At 70.6% G+C, this 16,897-nt stretch carries 16 protein-coding genes; 9 read left to right on the forward strand and 7 right to left on the reverse strand.

Annotation, left to right across the window (positions count from 1 at the left end; all coding sequences use genetic code 11):
• On the forward strand, positions 1-976 hold a 976-nt coding region (locus tag Pta02_RS39810), incomplete at its 5' end, for a site-specific integrase (protein WP_203880234.1).
• A 309-nt stretch (positions 977-1,285) separates the two neighbouring features.
• On the opposite strand, the gene Pta02_RS39815 is transcribed toward Pta02_RS39810, so the two are convergent.
• From Pta02_RS39815 to Pta02_RS39830, 4 genes are all read right to left on the reverse strand, one after another.
• Complete coding sequence (locus Pta02_RS39815; RefSeq protein WP_239131584.1) at positions 1,286-1,633, reverse strand: P-loop NTPase family protein; 348 nt, start codon at positions 1,631-1,633, stop codon at positions 1,286-1,288.
• A 382-nt stretch (positions 1,634-2,015) separates the two neighbouring features.
• A complete protein-coding gene (locus tag Pta02_RS39820; protein WP_203880235.1) occupies positions 2,016-2,363 on the reverse strand; it encodes a DUF6247 family protein in 348 nt (115 codons plus the stop codon).
• A gap of 317 nt (positions 2,364-2,680) precedes the next feature.
• The gene (locus Pta02_RS39825) at positions 2,681-3,844 is read right to left on the reverse strand and encodes a hypothetical protein (protein WP_203880236.1); all 1,164 of its coding nucleotides are present in this window, start codon (positions 3,842-3,844) and stop codon (positions 2,681-2,683) included.
• A 4-nt stretch (positions 3,845-3,848) separates the two neighbouring features.
• On the reverse strand, positions 3,849-4,163 hold the full coding sequence (locus Pta02_RS39830) for a calcium-binding protein (RefSeq protein ID WP_239131585.1): 315 nt from the start codon (positions 4,161-4,163) through the stop codon (positions 3,849-3,851).
• A 141-nt stretch (positions 4,164-4,304) separates the two neighbouring features.
• Between Pta02_RS39830 and Pta02_RS39835 the strand changes: the two genes are divergently transcribed.
• The 8 genes from Pta02_RS39835 to Pta02_RS39870 all read left to right on the forward strand — a co-directional run bounded on the left by Pta02_RS39835 (position 4,305) and on the right by Pta02_RS39870 (position 15,127).
• Positions 4,305-5,864: a TIGR02677 family protein gene (locus tag Pta02_RS39835; protein ID WP_203880237.1), complete on the forward strand. Its 1,560-nt coding sequence runs from the start codon at positions 4,305-4,307 to the stop codon at positions 5,862-5,864.
• Positions 5,861-7,216 (forward strand): DUF2398 family protein, encoded by a 1,356-nt coding sequence (locus Pta02_RS39840; protein WP_203880238.1) that lies wholly within the window; start codon positions 5,861-5,863, stop codon positions 7,214-7,216. The genes Pta02_RS39835 and Pta02_RS39840 overlap by 4 nt, the downstream gene beginning before the upstream one ends.
• Positions 7,216-9,909 carry a TIGR02680 family protein gene (locus tag Pta02_RS39845; protein ID WP_203880239.1) on the forward strand — a complete coding sequence of 898 codons (2,694 nt, stop codon included), beginning with the start codon at positions 7,216-7,218 and terminating at the stop codon, positions 9,907-9,909. The genes Pta02_RS39840 and Pta02_RS39845 overlap by 1 nt, the downstream gene beginning before the upstream one ends.
• Before the next feature lie 8 nt (positions 9,910-9,917).
• The gene (locus Pta02_RS39850) at positions 9,918-11,336 is read left to right on the forward strand and encodes an SbcC/MukB-like Walker B domain-containing protein (RefSeq protein WP_203880240.1); all 1,419 of its coding nucleotides are present in this window, start codon (positions 9,918-9,920) and stop codon (positions 11,334-11,336) included.
• Between the two features lie 5 nt (positions 11,337-11,341).
• Positions 11,342-12,625, forward strand: coding sequence for a TIGR02679 family protein (locus Pta02_RS39855; RefSeq protein WP_239131586.1), 1,284 nt, complete (start codon positions 11,342-11,344; stop codon positions 12,623-12,625).
• 276 nt (positions 12,626-12,901) lie between these two features.
• A complete protein-coding gene (locus Pta02_RS39860; RefSeq protein ID WP_203880242.1) occupies positions 12,902-13,222 on the forward strand; it encodes a hypothetical protein in 321 nt (106 codons plus the stop codon).
• Positions 13,222-13,767: a nucleotidyl transferase AbiEii/AbiGii toxin family protein gene (locus Pta02_RS39865; RefSeq protein WP_239131587.1), complete on the forward strand. Its 546-nt coding sequence runs from the start codon at positions 13,222-13,224 to the stop codon at positions 13,765-13,767. Before Pta02_RS39860 ends, Pta02_RS39865 begins: the two co-directional genes overlap by 1 nt.
• A gap of 259 nt (positions 13,768-14,026) precedes the next feature.
• The gene (locus Pta02_RS39870; protein ID WP_203880244.1) at positions 14,027-15,127 is read left to right on the forward strand and encodes an integrase core domain-containing protein; all 1,101 of its coding nucleotides are present in this window, start codon (positions 14,027-14,029) and stop codon (positions 15,125-15,127) included.
• Positions 15,128-15,163: 36 nt separating this feature from the next.
• On the opposite strand, the gene Pta02_RS39875 is transcribed toward Pta02_RS39870, so the two are convergent.
• The 3 genes from Pta02_RS39875 to Pta02_RS39885 all read right to left on the reverse strand — a co-directional run.
• The gene (locus Pta02_RS39875; protein ID WP_196450883.1) at positions 15,164-15,481 is read right to left on the reverse strand and encodes a helix-turn-helix domain-containing protein; all 318 of its coding nucleotides are present in this window, start codon (positions 15,479-15,481) and stop codon (positions 15,164-15,166) included.
• Positions 15,478-15,825, reverse strand: a complete 348-nt coding sequence (locus Pta02_RS39880) for a type II toxin-antitoxin system RelE/ParE family toxin (protein WP_307837523.1) — start codon at positions 15,823-15,825, stop codon at positions 15,478-15,480. Before Pta02_RS39880 ends, Pta02_RS39875 begins: the two co-directional genes overlap by 4 nt.
• 80 nt (positions 15,826-15,905) lie before the next feature.
• Positions 15,906-16,897: tyrosine-type recombinase/integrase (locus Pta02_RS39885; RefSeq protein WP_203880245.1), on the reverse strand; the 992-nt coding region annotated here is incomplete at its 5' end.

Consider the following 16,897-nt stretch of genomic DNA (forward strand, 5'->3'; position numbering starts at 1 on the left):
CCTGCATCTGATCCCGACCTTGGGCCGGATTCCGCTGGCCGAGTTGTCGGTTCGGGACGTGCGGCGGCTGTCCATGCGACTGGCCGAGCGCCGCAACCGGTACGGACAGCCACTGGTGGCCTCCACCCTGGAGCGGATCCGCGCCACGTTGCGGGCCGCGCTGAATGAGGCCGTTCGTGAAGGACTCATCCCCGGCAATCCCGCCCGAGGGCTGCGGTTGCCGGCCGTACGACGCCCGTACGCGCGGGTATGGACCGCGCGCCGGGTGGCGGCCTGGCGAGCCACCGGAGAGCGGCCGACGGTGGCGGTCTGGACGCCCCGGCAACTGGCGGCGTTCCTGGACTTCGTCCGCGAGGACCGTCTTCTCGCCTTGTGGTGGCTGGCCGCGCTGCGCGGCCTACGCCGCGGCGAGCTGGCGGGGCTGCGCTGGACGGACCTGAGCCTGGAGACGGCCGAACTCACCGTGACCCGGCAACTCGTACACGCCGACGGACGGCTGCTGGCCTGCCCGCCCAAGAGCGCGGCCAGTCAGCGCACCATCGCCCTCGATCCGCACACGGTGCACCTGCTGCGCCGCCACGAATGCGCCCAGCGGGCCGAATATGCTCGCGCTGGGCGGTGCTGGGATGAGACGGGGTATGTCTTCACTCGCTGCGACGGTGCTCCAGTGGCACCGGACTATCTCACCGTCCGGTTCCGTAGGCTGGTAGACGCCAGTGGGCTGCCGCCGGTGCGGCTGCATGACCTGCGGCACGGGGCGGCGTCGCTGGCGCTGGCCGCGCATGTGGACCTGCCGGTGGTCCAGGGCCAGTTCGGGCACGCCAGTATCGTGCTGACTGCCGACACCTACACCTCGGTGCTGCCGCAGACCCATCATCAGGCGGCCGCGGCGACGGCCCGGCTGGTGTTGGCCGCGGCCCGCAAGACGGCGCGGACGATCCGCAACGGGCTGCGGGCGCGTATGACCCAGCTGTGACCCAGGCCTGTCCCAGGTCGTGATCGCGGGTTCTCCCGGGCGGGAGAACCCACAGGTGGAGGTGGTAGGGCGCCTGGGACTCGAACCCAGAACCTACGGATTAAAAGTCGATTTGATCAGTTACGTCTACTGTCACGACGTGTCGTCTGATGACACCCTGTCCAGGGATGTTCTTTTTGTCCTGCCGGGTGGTGTTGCCCCGTGCCCCGCCGTACCGCGACATATGAGCGACCACCGAGCAAACATAGGACCCTTGACCATTCCCTGCCAACGGTCGGCGGAGGTAACCCACTTCGATGGAATGCCAGGTCAGGCTTGGTGTAATGAGTTTTGGCGCGGTACGGGTGAGCTACCGTTGGTGAGTCCGGTATCGGCCAGCATGCGCTGGAGGGTCTCCTCCAGCGAGCTGTCCGGGCCGATGATCTGCTCGCAGCCGTTGTCGAGCAGGTCCAGCGGGCGGCACCATTCCCGCATCTCGGCCTCGCCGTAGGCGGAGGACTGGGGCTTGGCAGCGTGCCACCGCAGGGTCTTGGCGAAGGGCACATCCAGGTAGTAGAAGTGACTGGAGCCCAGATGGTCGGCGCACAGCGCCTGCAACATCGCGCTGTACCGGTCGGTGTACAAGATGCCTTCCAGGATGACGTCCTGGTCGACCACGGCGAGGCCGCGCCCGTAGTGGGCGCGCAGCCGTGCGGCGATCGTGCTCTTGCCCGAGACCGAGCTGCCCCGATGTCCACGGCCGCGGCGAAAGGCTCAAGGGCTGAGAGCGTTGGGCGGACTCGGTCTTCCGTCAGAGCCATTGCACGCGGATGACGTAGATTTCCCGCTGCGGTTCCAGGATCAGATAGGTCACCAGCCCGCCTTCGCCGAACGGGATGATCCGCATGTTGTCCTCGGGTTTGGCGGGATTGGGCGGCCTGCCGGCCCACGGCGCGGTCTCCAGCAGGGTGAAGACTTCGGCAAGGTATTGGGCGGCCTCAAGTGACAGTGCCGCGATCTGTTCCTGGGCGATCGGATCGGGCGGTGTGATCGAATATATCTACACCTGAACCCCGTGCGCGGCCAGCACCTCGCGCCAGGACTTGTCCCCTCGGGGAAGCGGCTGGCCCTGATCGGCCAACTCCTGCACCCGGGCGGCGTGCGCGTACATGCTCTCGCGGCCCGCGCGGTCGCGGACGGAGTCGCAGGCGATCAGCCACCAGGTGTGCACAAACTCGGTCAGCTTGCCGAGGTCAAGGCTGATGCGGACCTCATCCAGCGCCAGGCGCAGGCCCGCGTCGAAGGCGGCCCGGTCCTGCGACACGGTCAGCGCGGCACGGATGGCGCGCAGGTTCTTGTCGGGGATGGGGGTGCTCGCACCGGAGACCTCATGTGGCTGCGCGGTCATGCAGAGCCCCTCCCTCTATCGTCCTGCCTCAAAGGCTACGGGCGTCCGTGTCGAAGGGACACGAAGTCGCCCTCATCCGTCGCTGGCTCGCGGCTTGGAGGACCGGTTGGATCGCGTCGAGGATCAGGGCTCGCTGGGCAGGCCTCTGCCGGCCGGGGTAGCCCGCAGTGGTCTGGTACGACGCGTGTCGGGCCACCAGCTGCATCACTCCTGGGGCCACGCCACCGTCCCGGGACGGTCTTGCGCAGCGCCCGCCATGACCAGCACGGCCAGCAGAAGGTGGCTCGGATTGCTGATTGTCAGGGTGGGAATCGCTGTCACTTTGCTACGAGGCCGGTGTCGTTGAGTCGTTTGATGAGGCTGGTCTTGCTCTGATGCCGTTGCCGGAGGTGGGTGAGGCGTTGGGCGAAGGCGCCGGTGTGGTCGTCGCGGGCGGCCAGGGCCTGCAGGTCGCGGAGGAGATCGACGGCTCGGTCGTATTCGTGTGGCTTCTTGGTGTCGATGAATTCCTCCACCTGAGCCCACGCGGCTTCGGGATCATGGGCGAGCCGGTTCAGGCGGGCTTCGTAGGCCTGCCGTCGCTCGTGTTCCTGGCGTTGCTGTTCTTCGGCGAGCCGGGCTGCCTCCTGTTGCTCGCGGCGGTGGCGGCGGGCGGCGGTGGCGTCCAGCAGTTCGGCGACCGTCCGCCCGGCCTTCACCAGTGAGGTGGTGTCGCCGCCGAACTCGCGTAGAAGCTCCCATCGCACCCGGCCGGCGTCGTCTTCGGCCACGCGCAGCAGCAGCGCGTTCTTGCGTTCGGTGGGCAGAGCGCTGATCCAGTCGGCCAGGGCCTGTCGGTCGTGTTGTACGGCTTGTGCCGGTGGGCTGGCCTCCGCGGCGGCTGAGAGGAGGTGGTCGTCCAGCCGCAGAAAGTCGGCCAGAGCGCGTTGGGACGCGGTCAGTGCACCCAATCCCGGTGGGACGGGCGGTTCCGATTCGTCCTCGTCGGCGTAGTCGAAGGCGTCCTCGTCACGTTCCCAGGCTCCGTATGCCGACAACCAGGCCAGATAGAGCGGCCGCAGGTCACCGGCGGCCAGTTCGGCGCGGATGCCGACGATCGCCGACAGGGAGCGCTCGACGTCGTCTTCCCAGTACTCCTCTTCGGCCTCGCTGGTGAAGTTGAGGATGAGGTGCTCGCCGCTGGTCCAGGCGCTGATCTGATCGTCTACGCAGTAATGTGCGGCCAGCTCGGGGTCCAGGACGGTGCGGGGGAGGCGGAGCATGATCTGGTGGGTTCCCCAGTTGGCCAGGTACAGGTGGGCGTCGTAGTAGCGCTCCATCATGCGGTGCGGGTCGCCGCGGAAGTCGCCCCAGTGGTACTCGTTGGTGAAGCTGGTGGCGGTGATGTGGGCCCGGGTGGACAGGGCGCGGACCTCGGCCTGCTGCTGATCGGTGAGGGGCCTGTCGATCGCCAGGAACTCGTAGTATTGGTACTCGCTCACGATGTCACCCGGCCCAGCGCCGGAACGCGTGGATCCATTCGGCCCCGGCCGGTGGCGGGTCGGGCAGGGGCAGGTCGAGGATGCCGATCGCCTGCTTGTGCCTGCCGTGGCGGCAGATCGCCACGATGCCGCTGCCTGGCAGGAAGTCGATCGCGGTGACGGTGACCTGCAGACCGAGCACGGCGGTCTCGAACGGGACCGCCAGATTGTCTTCGATCATCACATGGAAGCCGGAGAGCTGCTCGTCATCGGTGTAGGCGTCCACGATCGCCTGCTCGATCAGCTCACCCAGATGATCATCAGGAGGGCGGCAAGTCACAGCAGCCCACGATACTCCTGCAGGGGCCCCTGTGATTGCTCTCGGGCAAGGGGATTCATCGACCGTCAGGGCTGTGCGGGGGTGATGTCGGTGTGCGGGATCTGGCATGACATGTCCGGCCCCTGCGGCATGCTGGGAGTGATGGACGAGACCGCAGCGGGCGCGGGGGCCGAAGCACGCCTTCCGGTGCCCGGGGAGAGCCAGAGTTCCCCCGCTCCCGAGACCGGCGCGTTCGGCATGGACGCGTTCACACTCGACGACCGGATGCGCTTGTTCCACTTCGCCGCGGCGGAGAAGCGCCACGACTACCTGTGGGTGCTGCGCGCCTTCGACCGCGGCCGGGCCAACTACCAGATGTTGCTGCACGCCGCCCAGGCGCGGGAACTGCTCGGCGCGCTGCGCGCCGAGCATCCGGGGTGCCCCGAGCTCGACGACGTCCAGCCGCTGCTGGACGCGCTGGCCGACTGGCGGCTGCTGGACCGCAGCTACGACGGCACCCGGGCGGCCAACCTCGCCGAATACCGCAACCGTCACTACGTCTACCAGTTCACCCAGGCCGGTTACCGGGCCTACCGGGCGGTGGAGGAGGTGCTCGGCGCGGGTCTTCAGGACGCCCAGCTGTCCCGGCTGGTCTTCCCCGACATCCTGGCCGACCTGAAGGCCCTGGCCGAGGCGAACCGGGCCGGCGACGGCGAGGAGGTCCACCGCAAGCTCGTCCGCCTTGACCAGGCGCTGTCCGACATGGCGATGCGGGCCGCCCGCTTCTACCTCATGCTCGGCGACCTGGCCCGCACCAACGACACCCGGCCGGAGGTGTTCCTGATCCACAAGGACGCGCTTCTGACCCACATGCGGGAGTTCGCCGCCGAGCTCGCCCGCTACCAGCCGCTGCTGGCCACCGCCGTGGCCGACGCGGCAGGGACCGGGGTCGACCGGATGATCGCTCTGGCGGCGGGAGCCGACGAGAGGCCGTTCCGCTCCGCCCGGGATCGCGAGCACGACTGGCGGCAGCGCTGGGCGGGCCTGACCCAGTGGTTCGGAGCCGGGGCGGCGAGCGAGGCGGAGCGGTTGCAGAGCGCGACCATCACCGCGATCGCGGGCGTGCTGGCGATGCTGCGGCGGGTGACCGAGGCCAGACGGGGCGGGGTGAGCAGGGAGAGCCAGCTGCGGCACCTGGCCCAGTGGTTCGCCTCCTGCCCGGACGACGACGCCGCGCACGCGCTGTTCCAGGTGACCTTCGACCTCGGCTCGCCCCGGCACATCGCGGTGCCGCACGATGACCCCGAGTTGATCCCCGGCCGGCTCTCCTGGTGGGAGGCCGAGCCGGTGCGGGTGGCGCGGACCCTCGTGCAGGCCGGTCGCGCCCCCCGGCTGCACGGCGTGGGCCGGATCGAGCGCAACGAGGCGCAGCGGCAGCGCCTGCGCGCCGACCAGCTCAAGGCCGAGCGGCAGCGGCAGGCCGCGGCGGCCTCGCTCACCTCGGAGGGGGTGTACGGGCGGGTGCTCGACGAGCCCGAGACCCAGACCCTGCTGAGCCTGCTCGACCTGGCCCTGTCCGCCCGGGTGGCCGTGAGCCGCAGCACGGCCAGCGGCTCGGCGCACGGCGTGCGGCTGACCCTGCACCCGTGCGAGGGATCCACCACGGTCACGACCGTCCGCGGGCGGCTCCACCTGGATGGTCTGCGGCTGGAGGTCTCATGAGAGTCGCCGAAGGGGTCGGGCCGCTGGAGCTCGCCGACTACCAGCGCGCGGTACGGCTGCTGCTGCGCCACCCGCTGATCACCGCCGCCTATCCGGACCGGGCCGCGCTGCCGCTGATCCGGCGATGGGCTGCGCAACTGCGCACCGACCTGTCCGAGGTGCTCGGCTACCGGCTGCTGACCACCGGCGCGACCGCCCGGCTGCTCCGCGTCCACGACGCGCTGGACTCCACCCAGCCCGCGCTCACCCGGACCGACCGGCCCTTCGACCGCAGGCGCTACGCCTACCTCATGCTCACCCTGGCCGCGCTGGGCCGCGCGGGGACCCAGATCGCGCTGAGTGAGCTGGCCGATGCCGTGGCCGCCGATGCCGGCCGGATCGACGGGCTGGGCATGGACACCGGGCGGAAGCCCGACCGCGACGCCTTCGTGGACGCGGTCGCCTGGCTGGAGCGGCGCGGCGCGCTGGCCCTCGCCGACGGCTCGGCGGCCGACTGGGTGAACAACCCCGACCGGGCCGAGGCCCTCTACGACATCGACCGGGAGGTCGTCGGCGTGGTCTACCGCCCCAGCCGGGTGCTGCAGCACCTGCGCTCGGTCACCGCGCTGCTCGACGCCGACCGGGGCCTGGCGCAGGGACAGGCCACCCTCCGCAGGGCCGCGGCACGCAAGGCGCGGCGCCTCGTGCTGGAGCAGCCCGTCGTCTACTACGCCGACGTCGACGAGTCCCTGCTCGGCCAGCTCCGGGCCCCCGCCCTCGCCGAAGACCTGGAACGGCTGACCGGTCTCGGCGTGGAGCGCCGCGCCGAAGGCATCGCGATCATCGACACCTCCGGCCGCCTGTCCGACATCCGCTTCCCCGGCGCGGGAACGGTCGCGCAGGCCGCGCTGCTGCTGGCCGTGCGCATCGCCGCCCACTGCGGACCGGCCAACAGGCGCAACCGGCCCGCTCTCCTGCCCGTTCCGACCGCCGCCGAGCGCCTGGCCGAGACGGCCGTCCGGATCGACGCGGCGCTGCCGTACCGGAACCTCCTCGATGACCTGGCAGACGACGCTTCGGCGCCCGGCACGGTGCGTGACGAGCCCGCGGCCCGGTGCCCGTTCCTCCCCGACACCTGGCTGCGCACGACGATGAAAACCCTGGTGGGCGAGTACGGCACGGCGTTCGGCGCCACCTGGCGGGCCGATCCGGACCGGCTCCTGCGGGAGGCCGTATCGCTGCTCGCCGCGTTGCGCCTGGTCGCCAGGGTGGAGAGCGGCGTGCTCGCGCTGCCCGCCCTGGCCCGATACCGGAACGTCACGGCCGAGGTGAGATCCCGTCCGTCTCAGCCCGCACTTTTCGAGGGACTCTGATGAGCGAGCGAAACGACCGAGCGGACGGGCGTGGCCCGTCCCACCGGACCGGCGGAGACGGCCGTCTGGGCCGCTACGTGCCCACCCGCGCGGGCATCGTCAACCTGTGGGACTACCGCGACGAGGAGTTCACGTTCGCGAACGGGTGGCTGGTCCTGCGCGGCCCCAACGGTTCGGGCAAGACCAAGGCCCTGGAGGTGCTGTTCCCGTTCGTGCTGGACGGGCGGATCGACCCCAAGCGGCTCAACCCGTTCGCCTCCGAGGACCGGACCATGAAGTCCAACCTCCTCTTCCGGGGGAACGACACCGGTCTCGGCTATGTCTGGATGGAGTTCCGGCACCGCGACACCGGCCAGTCCGTCACCGTGGGCGTCGGCCTGCACGCCCAGCGGCACCGCGACACACCGGTGCGCTGGCACTTCGTCACGGACGGTCGAGTGGGGGAGGACTTCTCCCTGCTCACCGCCGACGACCGGCCGATGACCCGTAAACAGCTGGCCGAGGAACTCGGCGAACACGCCCTGATCCCCTCCCCACCGGACTACCGGGCGGCGATCGACCAGCGCCTGTTCGGCCTGGGACGGGAGCGGTACGAGCAGCTCATCACGCTGATCCTCACCCTGCGCCGCCCGCAGCTGGCCAAGAACCTCGATCCGGCGAAACTCTCCGACACCCTCACCGAGGGACTGCGCCCGATCGACGATGAGCTGGTGTCCGAGGCCGCGCGATCCTTCGAGGACATGGAGTCAGTGCAGCACACCCTGGAGGGCCTGGTCGCCGCCGACGAGGCGACGGCCGCGTTCCTGTCCAGCTATACCACCTACCTGCGCGTCCACGCCCGCTGGGCGGCGGATGCGCTGACCCGCCGCCGTGACGACGTGGCGGCCCGCCGTACCGGCCGGGAGGAGGCGGCGGCCCGGCTCGCCACCGCCGAACACGACCGGGCCGAGGCCGGGCAGCGGCTGGCCGCGGCCGAGGACGCGCTGGCCGGGCTGCGGGCCAGGCTGGAACAGCTGCGGGCGAGCGCCGCCTACGAGGCGCTGCAGCAACTGGCCGACCTGGAACGGCTCGTCCGTGCCTGCGCCGAGGCCGAAGCCGTCGCGCGCGGCGAATTGGGTCGGCGTGTCGCGGCCAGGGCGAGGGCCGCGGCGGGGCTGGAATCGGCCCGCCGGGCTCTGGCGGAGCTGGAAGCCGCGGTCTCCAGAGCCGCGGCCGAGGTCGCCGACGAGGCGGCGGCCGCGGGGATCCCCTGGACCGGAGCCGACGCGGCCGAGGACGGTTTCACCGATCGAGCCGGCGGCCGGATCGCGGCCAGGGACGACGACGTCCGGGCGGTACGGGCTGCGGCGGCGGGCCTGTCCAGGGCTGAACAGGCCCGCGACCTGGCCCGCGCGGCGCTGGAGCAGGCACTGGAGGCCATGGCGGTGGCGGAGCGGGAGGCCGCCTCGGCGCAGGAGGGGGTGGACCGGGCCAGACAGGCCGCACGCGCGGAGCTGTCGGCCTGGGCGGGGCGCTACACGGAGGTCCTGCCCGACCCGGAGCCGTTGGCCGAGGCGCTGGAACAGGTGGGCGAGCCGGATGCTCCCGCGCTGGACACGGTGTTCGCCGAGACCGTGATGTCCGCCGTGCAGGAACTGCGGGAAGAGCGGGCGCGACTGCGCGGACAGCGGGAGCAGACCGAACGCGAGCGGGCCGCGGCCGAGGAGGAGAGACGCCTGATCGCCGCAGAGCGCGACGACGCGCCTGCGGTGCATCCGGCCCGTACGGCCTCGCGTGCGGGCAGGGCGGGGGCGCCGCTGTGGCGGCTGGTCCGCTTCCGGGACGGAGTGCCCGCCCCCGCTGCGGCCTCCGTCGAGGCGGCGCTGGAGGCCACCGGCATCCTGGACGCCTGGGTCACGCCCGCACCCGGACCGGTCCGCGTCGGCGACTCCGACGCCTACCTCTTCGAGGGCGCCCCGACACCCGGTCCGAGCCTGGCGGACCTGCTGGTCCCCGAAGAGAACGCCCCCGTGCCCGCCGAACGGATCACCGGCATCCTGAGAGCCGTCGCTCTGCGAGATGACCGCGCCGGTGACATCGGAGGCACCGGCGCAGGAGACGGCCCGTTCTCCGGTGAGCCCGTCGCGCCGGAACATCCCTTGATCACCGCGTGCGGCCGGTTCCTCCAGGGCGTCCAACTCGGAGCGCACCACAAGGAGCACGCCGAGTACATCGGTGCCACCGCCCGCGCCCGCCGCCGCACCGCCAGACTGGCCGACTGCGACGCCCGCCTGTCGGTGATCACCCAGGTACTCGCCGCCGTCGACCGGCGGGTTGACGAGGTCGAGGCCGCACTCGCCGCCATCGACTCCGCTCGCGCCGCCCTGCCCCGCACCGGTGCGATCACGGCGGCCCTGCGGACTCGCGAGCAGGCCGCCGGACGGCTCCGCGCCACCCGGGACGGCGCCGATGCCGCCCAGCGCGGCTACGACGAGACCGTCGCCGCGTCCGGTGCGGCCGAACGGGCGCTGCGCCGTACCGGGACCGAACGCGCCCTCGCCCCCGAGACGGTGGAGGAGGTCGCGGCCGCCGTCCGGCGTTTCGAGCGCGGGGCGGCCGAGCTGACCGGGCGCAGGAGAGAGGCGGCACGGCAGCGGGAAGCGGTCACGGCCGCCGCCGCCACACCGAGGAGGCCGCGAAGCTGGAGGCCCTGAGATCTACGGTGGGCGCGGAGGCCAGGCAGGTGCTGGCCGAGGTCGAGCAGGCCGAGGTGGCGATCACCGTGTCCGAGCGGGAGACGGGCGCCGCCCGCGCCGCCGAACGGGAGGCGCTGTCGGCCGCCGCGGCGGCACGCGCCCGTCTGGACGCGACCGGGGAGGCCCTGGCCGTCGCACTGCGGGAAGAGCGGGAGACCGCCCGCGACCTGGCTCCCTTCGCCCGGCGGGAACTGCTCGACGTGCTGCGCTGCCCGCCGGGCCTGGCCTGGCCGGCACAGGACGCCGACTGGCTGGAGGAAGAGCTGCCCCCGCAGGTGCGGGCGGTCCACGAGGCGATCCTCACCGTCACCCGCGATCTCACCCCTACCGAGATTTCCCTCAAGCAGTCCACCACCCGTCTGACGAAAGCCCTGGAGGACCTGCAGGCCCAGCTCACAGCCGCCGACCAGGACTACCGCCCCGAGTGGGACGGCGCGGACGGCGTGATCGTGGTCCGGATCGCCGACGAGGACGGTCCCCTCCCGGTCGGCGCCTTCGCCGAGAAGATCGCCGCCGACAGGCGGGACCAGCAGCAGCTGCTGTCGGAGTCCGAGCAGCGGATCCTGGAGGACGCGCTGCTGACCCGACTCGCCCAGCAGATCCACGACCGTACCGTGGACGCCCGGGATCTGATCCGCCGGATGAACACCGAGATGCGCTCCCGCCGGATGTCCTCGGGAACCACAGTCGGGGTGAACTGGCTGCTCACCGACAACCTGGACGAGGGACAGCGGGCGGTCTGCGCTCTGCTCGACGGCGACGCGGCCCGCCTGGGCCCCGACGATCTGGGCCGGATGCGCGCCCACTTCGCCATCCGGATCAAGGACGCCCGGGCCCGGCACCGCGACCGGCCGTACCGGGAGCTGTTGACCGAGGTGCTCGACTACCGCCGCTGGCGGCAGTTCGCCTTCCAGCTCGTCCGGCCCGGCGGCCACGAGGAGCGGCTGACCCGGGCACGGCACAGCCGCCTGTCCGGCGGCGAGCAGTCGGTCTCGCTGCACCTGCCGCTGTTCGCCGCAGCCCACGCGATGCTCAACTCGGCCCGCCCGGAGGCGCCCCGGCTGCTCGCGCTGGACGAGGCCTTCGCCGGGGTGGACGACACCGGCCGGGGCGAGCTGATGTCGCTGGCCACCCAGTTCGACCTGGACCTGTTCATGACCGGTTACGACCTGTGGGCCACCCATGCCGCGGTTCCCGCCGCAGCCCACTACGACCTGGCGCACTCTCCCGTCGAGCACACCGTCAGCGCCCTGCTGCTGGTCTGGGACGGCGCGAAGCTCCTGGCGGACGACGTCGGCGAGCTCACCGCCGCACTGGGCTCGCCCGATGTCCGGCGGGTTCCCGCCGAGCCGGTCCTCTCCGAGCCGGTCCTCTCCGAAGGATGAGCCGTGTGACTCCTGCGGACGCGCCACAGGGCGAGGGCTGGGAGCGGCTGCTGGCCGCCGCCCGGCGCAGGCTGGAACGCGGCGGTGCCCTGACCGGGTCCGTCGGCCTGAACGACCCATCCGAGGCCGAACGCCGTGTGATCATCGGCATCACCGGGAGATACCGTCCCGAGTCGGTCAAGCGGCTCACCGTCTCCCTGGCCGAACTGGACGCCGCGCTGTCCGCCCGGTACGGCTCCGGCCTGCGGGATGTCCTGGCCGGGCTCGGCGGCCCGATCCGGGACCGCGCCGCCGAACGCGCGGCTCTCGAACGGGAGCGGGAACGCCTGCTGAGCCTCGCCGGGAACAGCCGCCACGCCGCCGAGCCGTGGTTCTCGGCGTGGCTGGACGAGCTGGCTGCGGGCGGCGGCCTCACCCGGCTGGTACGGCGCGGCGACGGCCGTCTGCTCGTCCAGGCGACCGGTGTCCTCGACCTCCTGCCCGCCCCGCCCGGCTCTTCCCCCGCTCCCGCTCCCGCTCCTGCGGCTTCGGCTGAGACCGGTGAGCAGATCCTTGCGCTGCCCGTGCTGGCCGAACGGGCGACCGGGGACACCAAGTCCCTGGCTCCGGGATCACCGCTGGCCTCGCTCGTGCTACGGGCGCTGGCGCTGCGCTCCGGGCTGCCCGCCGTACCGGGAGACCGGACGGGGCAGCGGCGGCTGTGGGAGTCCGCCGGGGTGATCGTGGACGACCTGGCCAGTCAGGTGCTCGTGTTGAACATCCGGACCCGCCGGACGGGTGTCACCTCCGGCTGGCTCGACGAGGCCGCACGGCACGGCATCCCCTTCCGGCTCACCCTGCAGCAGCAGACCGTCTCTCCGGTCGTCCCCGCCGTCGGCGAGATATACGTCTGCGAGAACCCGGCGGTCCTGCGCACCGCCGCGGCCGACCTGGGCGCCCGCGCCCCCGCTCTGGTCTGTACGGAGGGTATCCCGTCGGCGGCCTGCCACCGGCTTCTCGACGCCGCCGTGACCGCGGGCGCCCGCCTGTGGTGGCGCGCGGACTTCGACTGGACCGGGCTCCGCATCGTCGACCGGGCGATCTCCCGGTACGGTGCGGCGCCCTGGCGGATGGCCACGGCCGACTACGCGGCAGGGCTCGCGGAGGGCGAGTCCACCCCGCTGACCGGGCCGCCCGCACTCAGCCCATGGGATCCGGGACTGGCCGGGCTTATGGCCGCCCACGACCGGGCGGTGATGGAGGAGCGGCTCCTCCCGTCCCTCCTCGCCGATCTGAGGCCTGTCCCCTGATCTGGAGACCCGTGACCGAGCCCCGATCACCCGGCTCGACGTCCGTCGGCATGATCGGCTGGATGGTGTTCTCGGGAGTACCGGCATGCGGCTTGACCTGGCCGGATGAATTTTCAGCACCCGCACCCTCGACCATTTCCCATGCCGGGACCGTTCGGGCGGACTTCACGGTGTAGTCGCCGGCGTCAACCGCGATACTCGGCAGTCTGCTCGGTGCGGCCGTGAGGTTGCCTCATCGCAGGGGTGCGGCTCTGGTGGAAATGTCACACTGGAGACATGGACAGGGCGCTGAATTACGCGAACATCCGCCCCTATGCGGTTCCCAGCGCTCTGGCGGAGCTGACCGGGCCTGCGGACGGGATCGTCGCGCTGCCCGGATGGCTGGACTGGAGTCCACGACGCTCCTACGATCTGTCCGACCCGGCGGCGCTGCGGGTGATGTATGAGCAGGTCATCCAGGAAGGCCGAGAGCAGGATCTCAAGACGTACCTGAACGCCGATCTGCTGACTCGCATCTGGCCTGATCTGATCTTGCCGGTACGGGTCCGCCGCTTGTGGGAGTCGCGCTTCACCGGGCTGCGTGACCGGGCCGCGTGATGGACCCTTTCCATCGGCGGCTGATCGAGATCGGTCTGAGCGTCGCTGATCAGTACGGCTTCGCGCTGGCCGGTGGGTACGCCGTTCAGGCGTACGGGATCGTGGAGCGGCCGAGCGAGGACGTCGATCTGTTCGGCGCGCTGGACATGGATTGTCCAGCGGCAGCAGATCACGTGGCCGAGGCGTACCGCGCAGCCGGATACCAGGCTGAGATCTTGCAGAGTACCGAGCGGTATGTCCGGATGTGGATCTCCGAGCATGGTACGGATCAGGGATGCAAGGTCGAGGTCGTCGCGGACGTACGGTTTCAGCCGCCGGTGCGGATGGAGATGGGCCCGGTCCTTCATCCCGACGACGTGGCGGCCGGAAAGACCGAGGCGCTGTTCAACCGCGCGCTCGCGCGTGACTTCATCGACGTGGACGCGCTCGTGGAGCCCGGCCGGTACACGCGATCAGCTTCTGGACTTGGCCGCCCGCCGGGATGCCGGGTTCGATTGGGAGGTGTTCGCGGAGATGCTGGCGTACGTGCGTCGCCGTACCGATGAGGAGTTCGGCGTGTACGGCGTCGGCGCGGCCGAGTCTGAGGCCCTCCGGGAGCGTTTCGGCGTGTGGGAGAAGGCGCTGCGGAAGGGCGAGTGATCGCTTTTTCGGGTTCGGGGCGGGAATTTCCTCGGCCTCGTCGGCGAGATTCCGGCTGGAGCCGTGCGCCTGCCGATAATGTCATCCGGCCAGGTCATGGGCTTGCTGGGGATCTCCTGACGGGAGTGACTCCCTGTTGCTCGGGGTGCGGCATGATGATCGTCCGTGCTGCTTCGCCTGGCCTATCTCGCCGTCACGAACGCCTTCGCCGCGCTGCGGCTGCTGTCGATGAGCGATCGGGACAAGGACGTCGAGATCCTCGTTCTCCGCCACCCGATCACCGTTCTCGAACGGCAACTCGGTGCCGGCACCAGGGTGCGATCCGCTCCCGAGGACCGTGCCTTCCTCGCCGCCCTGCTGACGTCGCTGCCCCGCGAGGTCTTGCGCCGGGTGCGGCTCCTCGTCCGCCCGGACACCGTCCTGCGCTGGCACCGCGATCTCATCAGACGGCGGCACGCCCGCATCAGTAAGCCCAGGCGGTCGGGGCGCCCACCCACGGTCCGCTCCATCCGAGCGCTCATCCTGCGACTGGTCCGGGAAAACCCCTCCTGGGGATACCGGCGCATCCACGGCGAACTGGCCGTGCTCGGCATCACGGTCGCACCCTCCACCGTGTGGGAGATCCTCAAACAGGAAGGCATAGACCCGTCCCCTGAACGAGTATCTGTCACCTGGGCCGACTTCCTGCGCTCGCAAGCCGAGGTGCTCCTGGCCTGCGACTTCATCGAGACCATCACCCTCACCGGACAGCGCCAGTACATCCTGGCCGCCATCGAGCACGCCAGCCGGCGCGTCCGCGTGCTGGGCACCACCGCCCATCCGACCGCGAGCTGGGTCGTCCAGGCGATGAAGAACCTCGTGATGGACCTGGAAGAGGCTGGCTGCCGGGCCCGCTACCTGATCCGGGACAGGGACGGGAAGTTCCCCGCCCTCATGGACGAGATCCTGGCCGAGGCCGGGATCCGGACCGTGCTCACCGGTGTCCGCGTGCCGCGCATGAACGCGATCATGGAGCGGTGGGTGCAGTCATGCCGCCGCGAACTGCTCAACCGCTGCCTGGTATGGAATGAGCGCCATCTGCGCCACGCTCTACGTGAATACGAACGCTTCTACAACCAACACCGCGCCCATCAGGCCCTGGAACAAGCGGCCCCGCTACGCGCCGTCCCGGACCGGATCACGGATCCGACGCGGATCGCCGAGCTGAGCGTACGCAGACGGGACCGACTCGGCGGAGTCCTCCACGAGTACTCACATGCCGCTTGAACTGCACAGATGTAATTTTCGGCAGGCGCAGGGTTGTCAGGCGATAGCGGCGATGTCGCCGTCGTCGAAGTAGATCGACTGATGGAGCCGACCGCCGAGGGCGGCGGCGTAACGGGCCAGGATGTCCTGGCCGGAGATCTTGCCCTGCTCGATCTGGGAGACGCGTCCCTTGGTGACTCCCATGCGCTCGGCGACCTGCTGCTGGGTCAGGCCGCGTCCGCGGCGGATCTCCGCCAGGCGGTGCCCTTGGACCTCGGCCAGAAGTTCCCGCTTACCGGCCTGGACGGCCTCCTCGCCACCGGCCCGCTGGACGTGCTCGGCCCGGATGTCCTTCCAGCGCACGTATCCACTCATCTGTCGTCCTCCTGCCGGGCGCGTTCCTTCAAGTAGACCTCATATCGGTGCTCGGCCAGTGGAATGGCCTCCTCGTACCAGCTCTTCCATCGTCCGGCTTTGTCACCTGCGACCAGCAGAATGCTGGAACGCCACGGGTCGAAAACGAACAGGATGCGGACCGTACCGGGCCGGAGTTCTTTGAGATTCTGGATCGACGACCCGGTGATTGTGTCGACCAGGGGGCGCCCCAGCCGGGACCGCCTTCGGCGAGCGCGTCGATGGCCTGCACCACCCGGGCATGAGTGACGTCGTCGAGTTGCTTGATCCATTCGCGGACCTCGGTTACGACGTAGATGTCCCATTCGTCTCCGACCACTCGTAGAGTATAGCTATAGGTATACCCCGTGTCTGGGAATGTCGATGATGCATCCGTACGGCCTGCTTACTTGCGGCGGGCATCCGGGATATCGAACAGTGGGCCTGCGGCCTGGAGGACCGGTTGGATCGCGTCGAGGATCAAGGATCGCTGGGCGGGTGTCTGCCGGCCGGAGTAGCCCGCAGTGGTCTGGTACGACGCGTGTCCGGCCACCAACTGCATCACTCCGGGGGCCACACCGCCGTCCCGAAGCATGGTGATCATCGTATGCCGCAGGGTGTGGGGGGTGATGTGCTTGGCCAGGCCGCGTTCCCGGGCGAGTGCGAGCGCGGGCTGCAAGATGTTGTTGCGCTGGTTGCCGTAGTCGATGTAACCACCTGTCCGCTTCTGGAAGAGCGGCTCGTCGGGCTTGTTGTCCTGTGCCCGCCCGGACAGCAGCCCGGCCAGCTCCTCACTGATCGGCACGTCCCGGTGTTTCTTGCCCTTCGGGTACGGCTTGATGCGCCACTCCCAGCGTCCGGTCTCCTCGTTCAGCAGCCGGGCGTAGGTCTGGACGACATGGATCACACACCCCTCCGCATCCAGGCCGCTTGTGTGCAGTCCTGCCAGCTCACCCCGGCGAAGGCCGGTGGCCATCATGGTGACGATGAACAACGCGGTGTCGCGGTCGACGTCGCGGACCGCGGTGAGGTAGACGGCGACCTCCGGCCCGTACAGGACCTGGCGGGCACGCACCGGCGCGGGCGGCAGACGGAACCCGTCGCAAGGCGACGACCGCAGCAGTGGCGGCTCACCGTCCTCTCCCTGCCGCATCGCCGCCCGCAGCACCGGCTTGATCGAACCCCGGTAGATCTTCGTTACCGTGGCGGGGGAGAGCGTCCCCGGATCCGGTCGCGCTGGGTGCGGGGAGCCCGCTTCCCACCAGCGCCGCAGCACGTCGGGTGAGACACGTCCGGTCGGCTTCACGGCGATGCCGCCGGTCTGTGCCCATCGACGCGCGGCCTGCTCATCGGACAGAGGCCGGCTCGGCTGGTGGGCGTTGCGGGCGGACGGCTTGG

Source organism: Paraplanobispora takensis (assembly GCF_016863195.1).
Classification (GTDB): domain Bacteria; phylum Actinomycetota; class Actinomycetes; order Streptosporangiales; family Streptosporangiaceae; genus Planobispora; species Planobispora takensis.

What these genes read in the sequence shown, in the direction of transcription:
- Pta02_RS39820 (WP_203880235.1), bottom strand. Translation starts at nt 2,363, where the DNA reads ATGACCGCGCAGCCACATGAGGTCTCCGGTGCGAGCACCCCCATCCCC.
- Pta02_RS39835 (WP_203880237.1), top strand. Translation starts at nt 4,305, where the DNA reads ATGGACGAGACCGCAGCGGGCGCGGGGGCCGAAGCACGCCTTCCGGTG.
- Pta02_RS39840 (WP_203880238.1), top strand. Translation starts at nt 5,861, where the DNA reads ATGAGAGTCGCCGAAGGGGTCGGGCCGCTGGAGCTCGCCGACTACCAG.
- Pta02_RS39845 (WP_203880239.1), top strand. Translation starts at nt 7,216, where the DNA reads ATGAGCGAGCGAAACGACCGAGCGGACGGGCGTGGCCCGTCCCACCGG.
- Pta02_RS39860 (WP_203880242.1), top strand. Translation starts at nt 12,902, where the DNA reads ATGGACAGGGCGCTGAATTACGCGAACATCCGCCCCTATGCGGTTCCC.
- Pta02_RS39865 (WP_239131587.1), top strand. Translation starts at nt 13,222, where the DNA reads ATGGACCCTTTCCATCGGCGGCTGATCGAGATCGGTCTGAGCGTCGCT.
- Pta02_RS39875 (WP_196450883.1), bottom strand. Translation starts at nt 15,481, where the DNA reads ATGAGTGGATACGTGCGCTGGAAGGACATCCGGGCCGAGCACGTCCAG.
- Pta02_RS39880 (WP_307837523.1), bottom strand. Translation starts at nt 15,825, where the DNA reads ATGGGACATCTACGTCGTAACCGAGGTCCGCGAATGGATCAAGCAACT.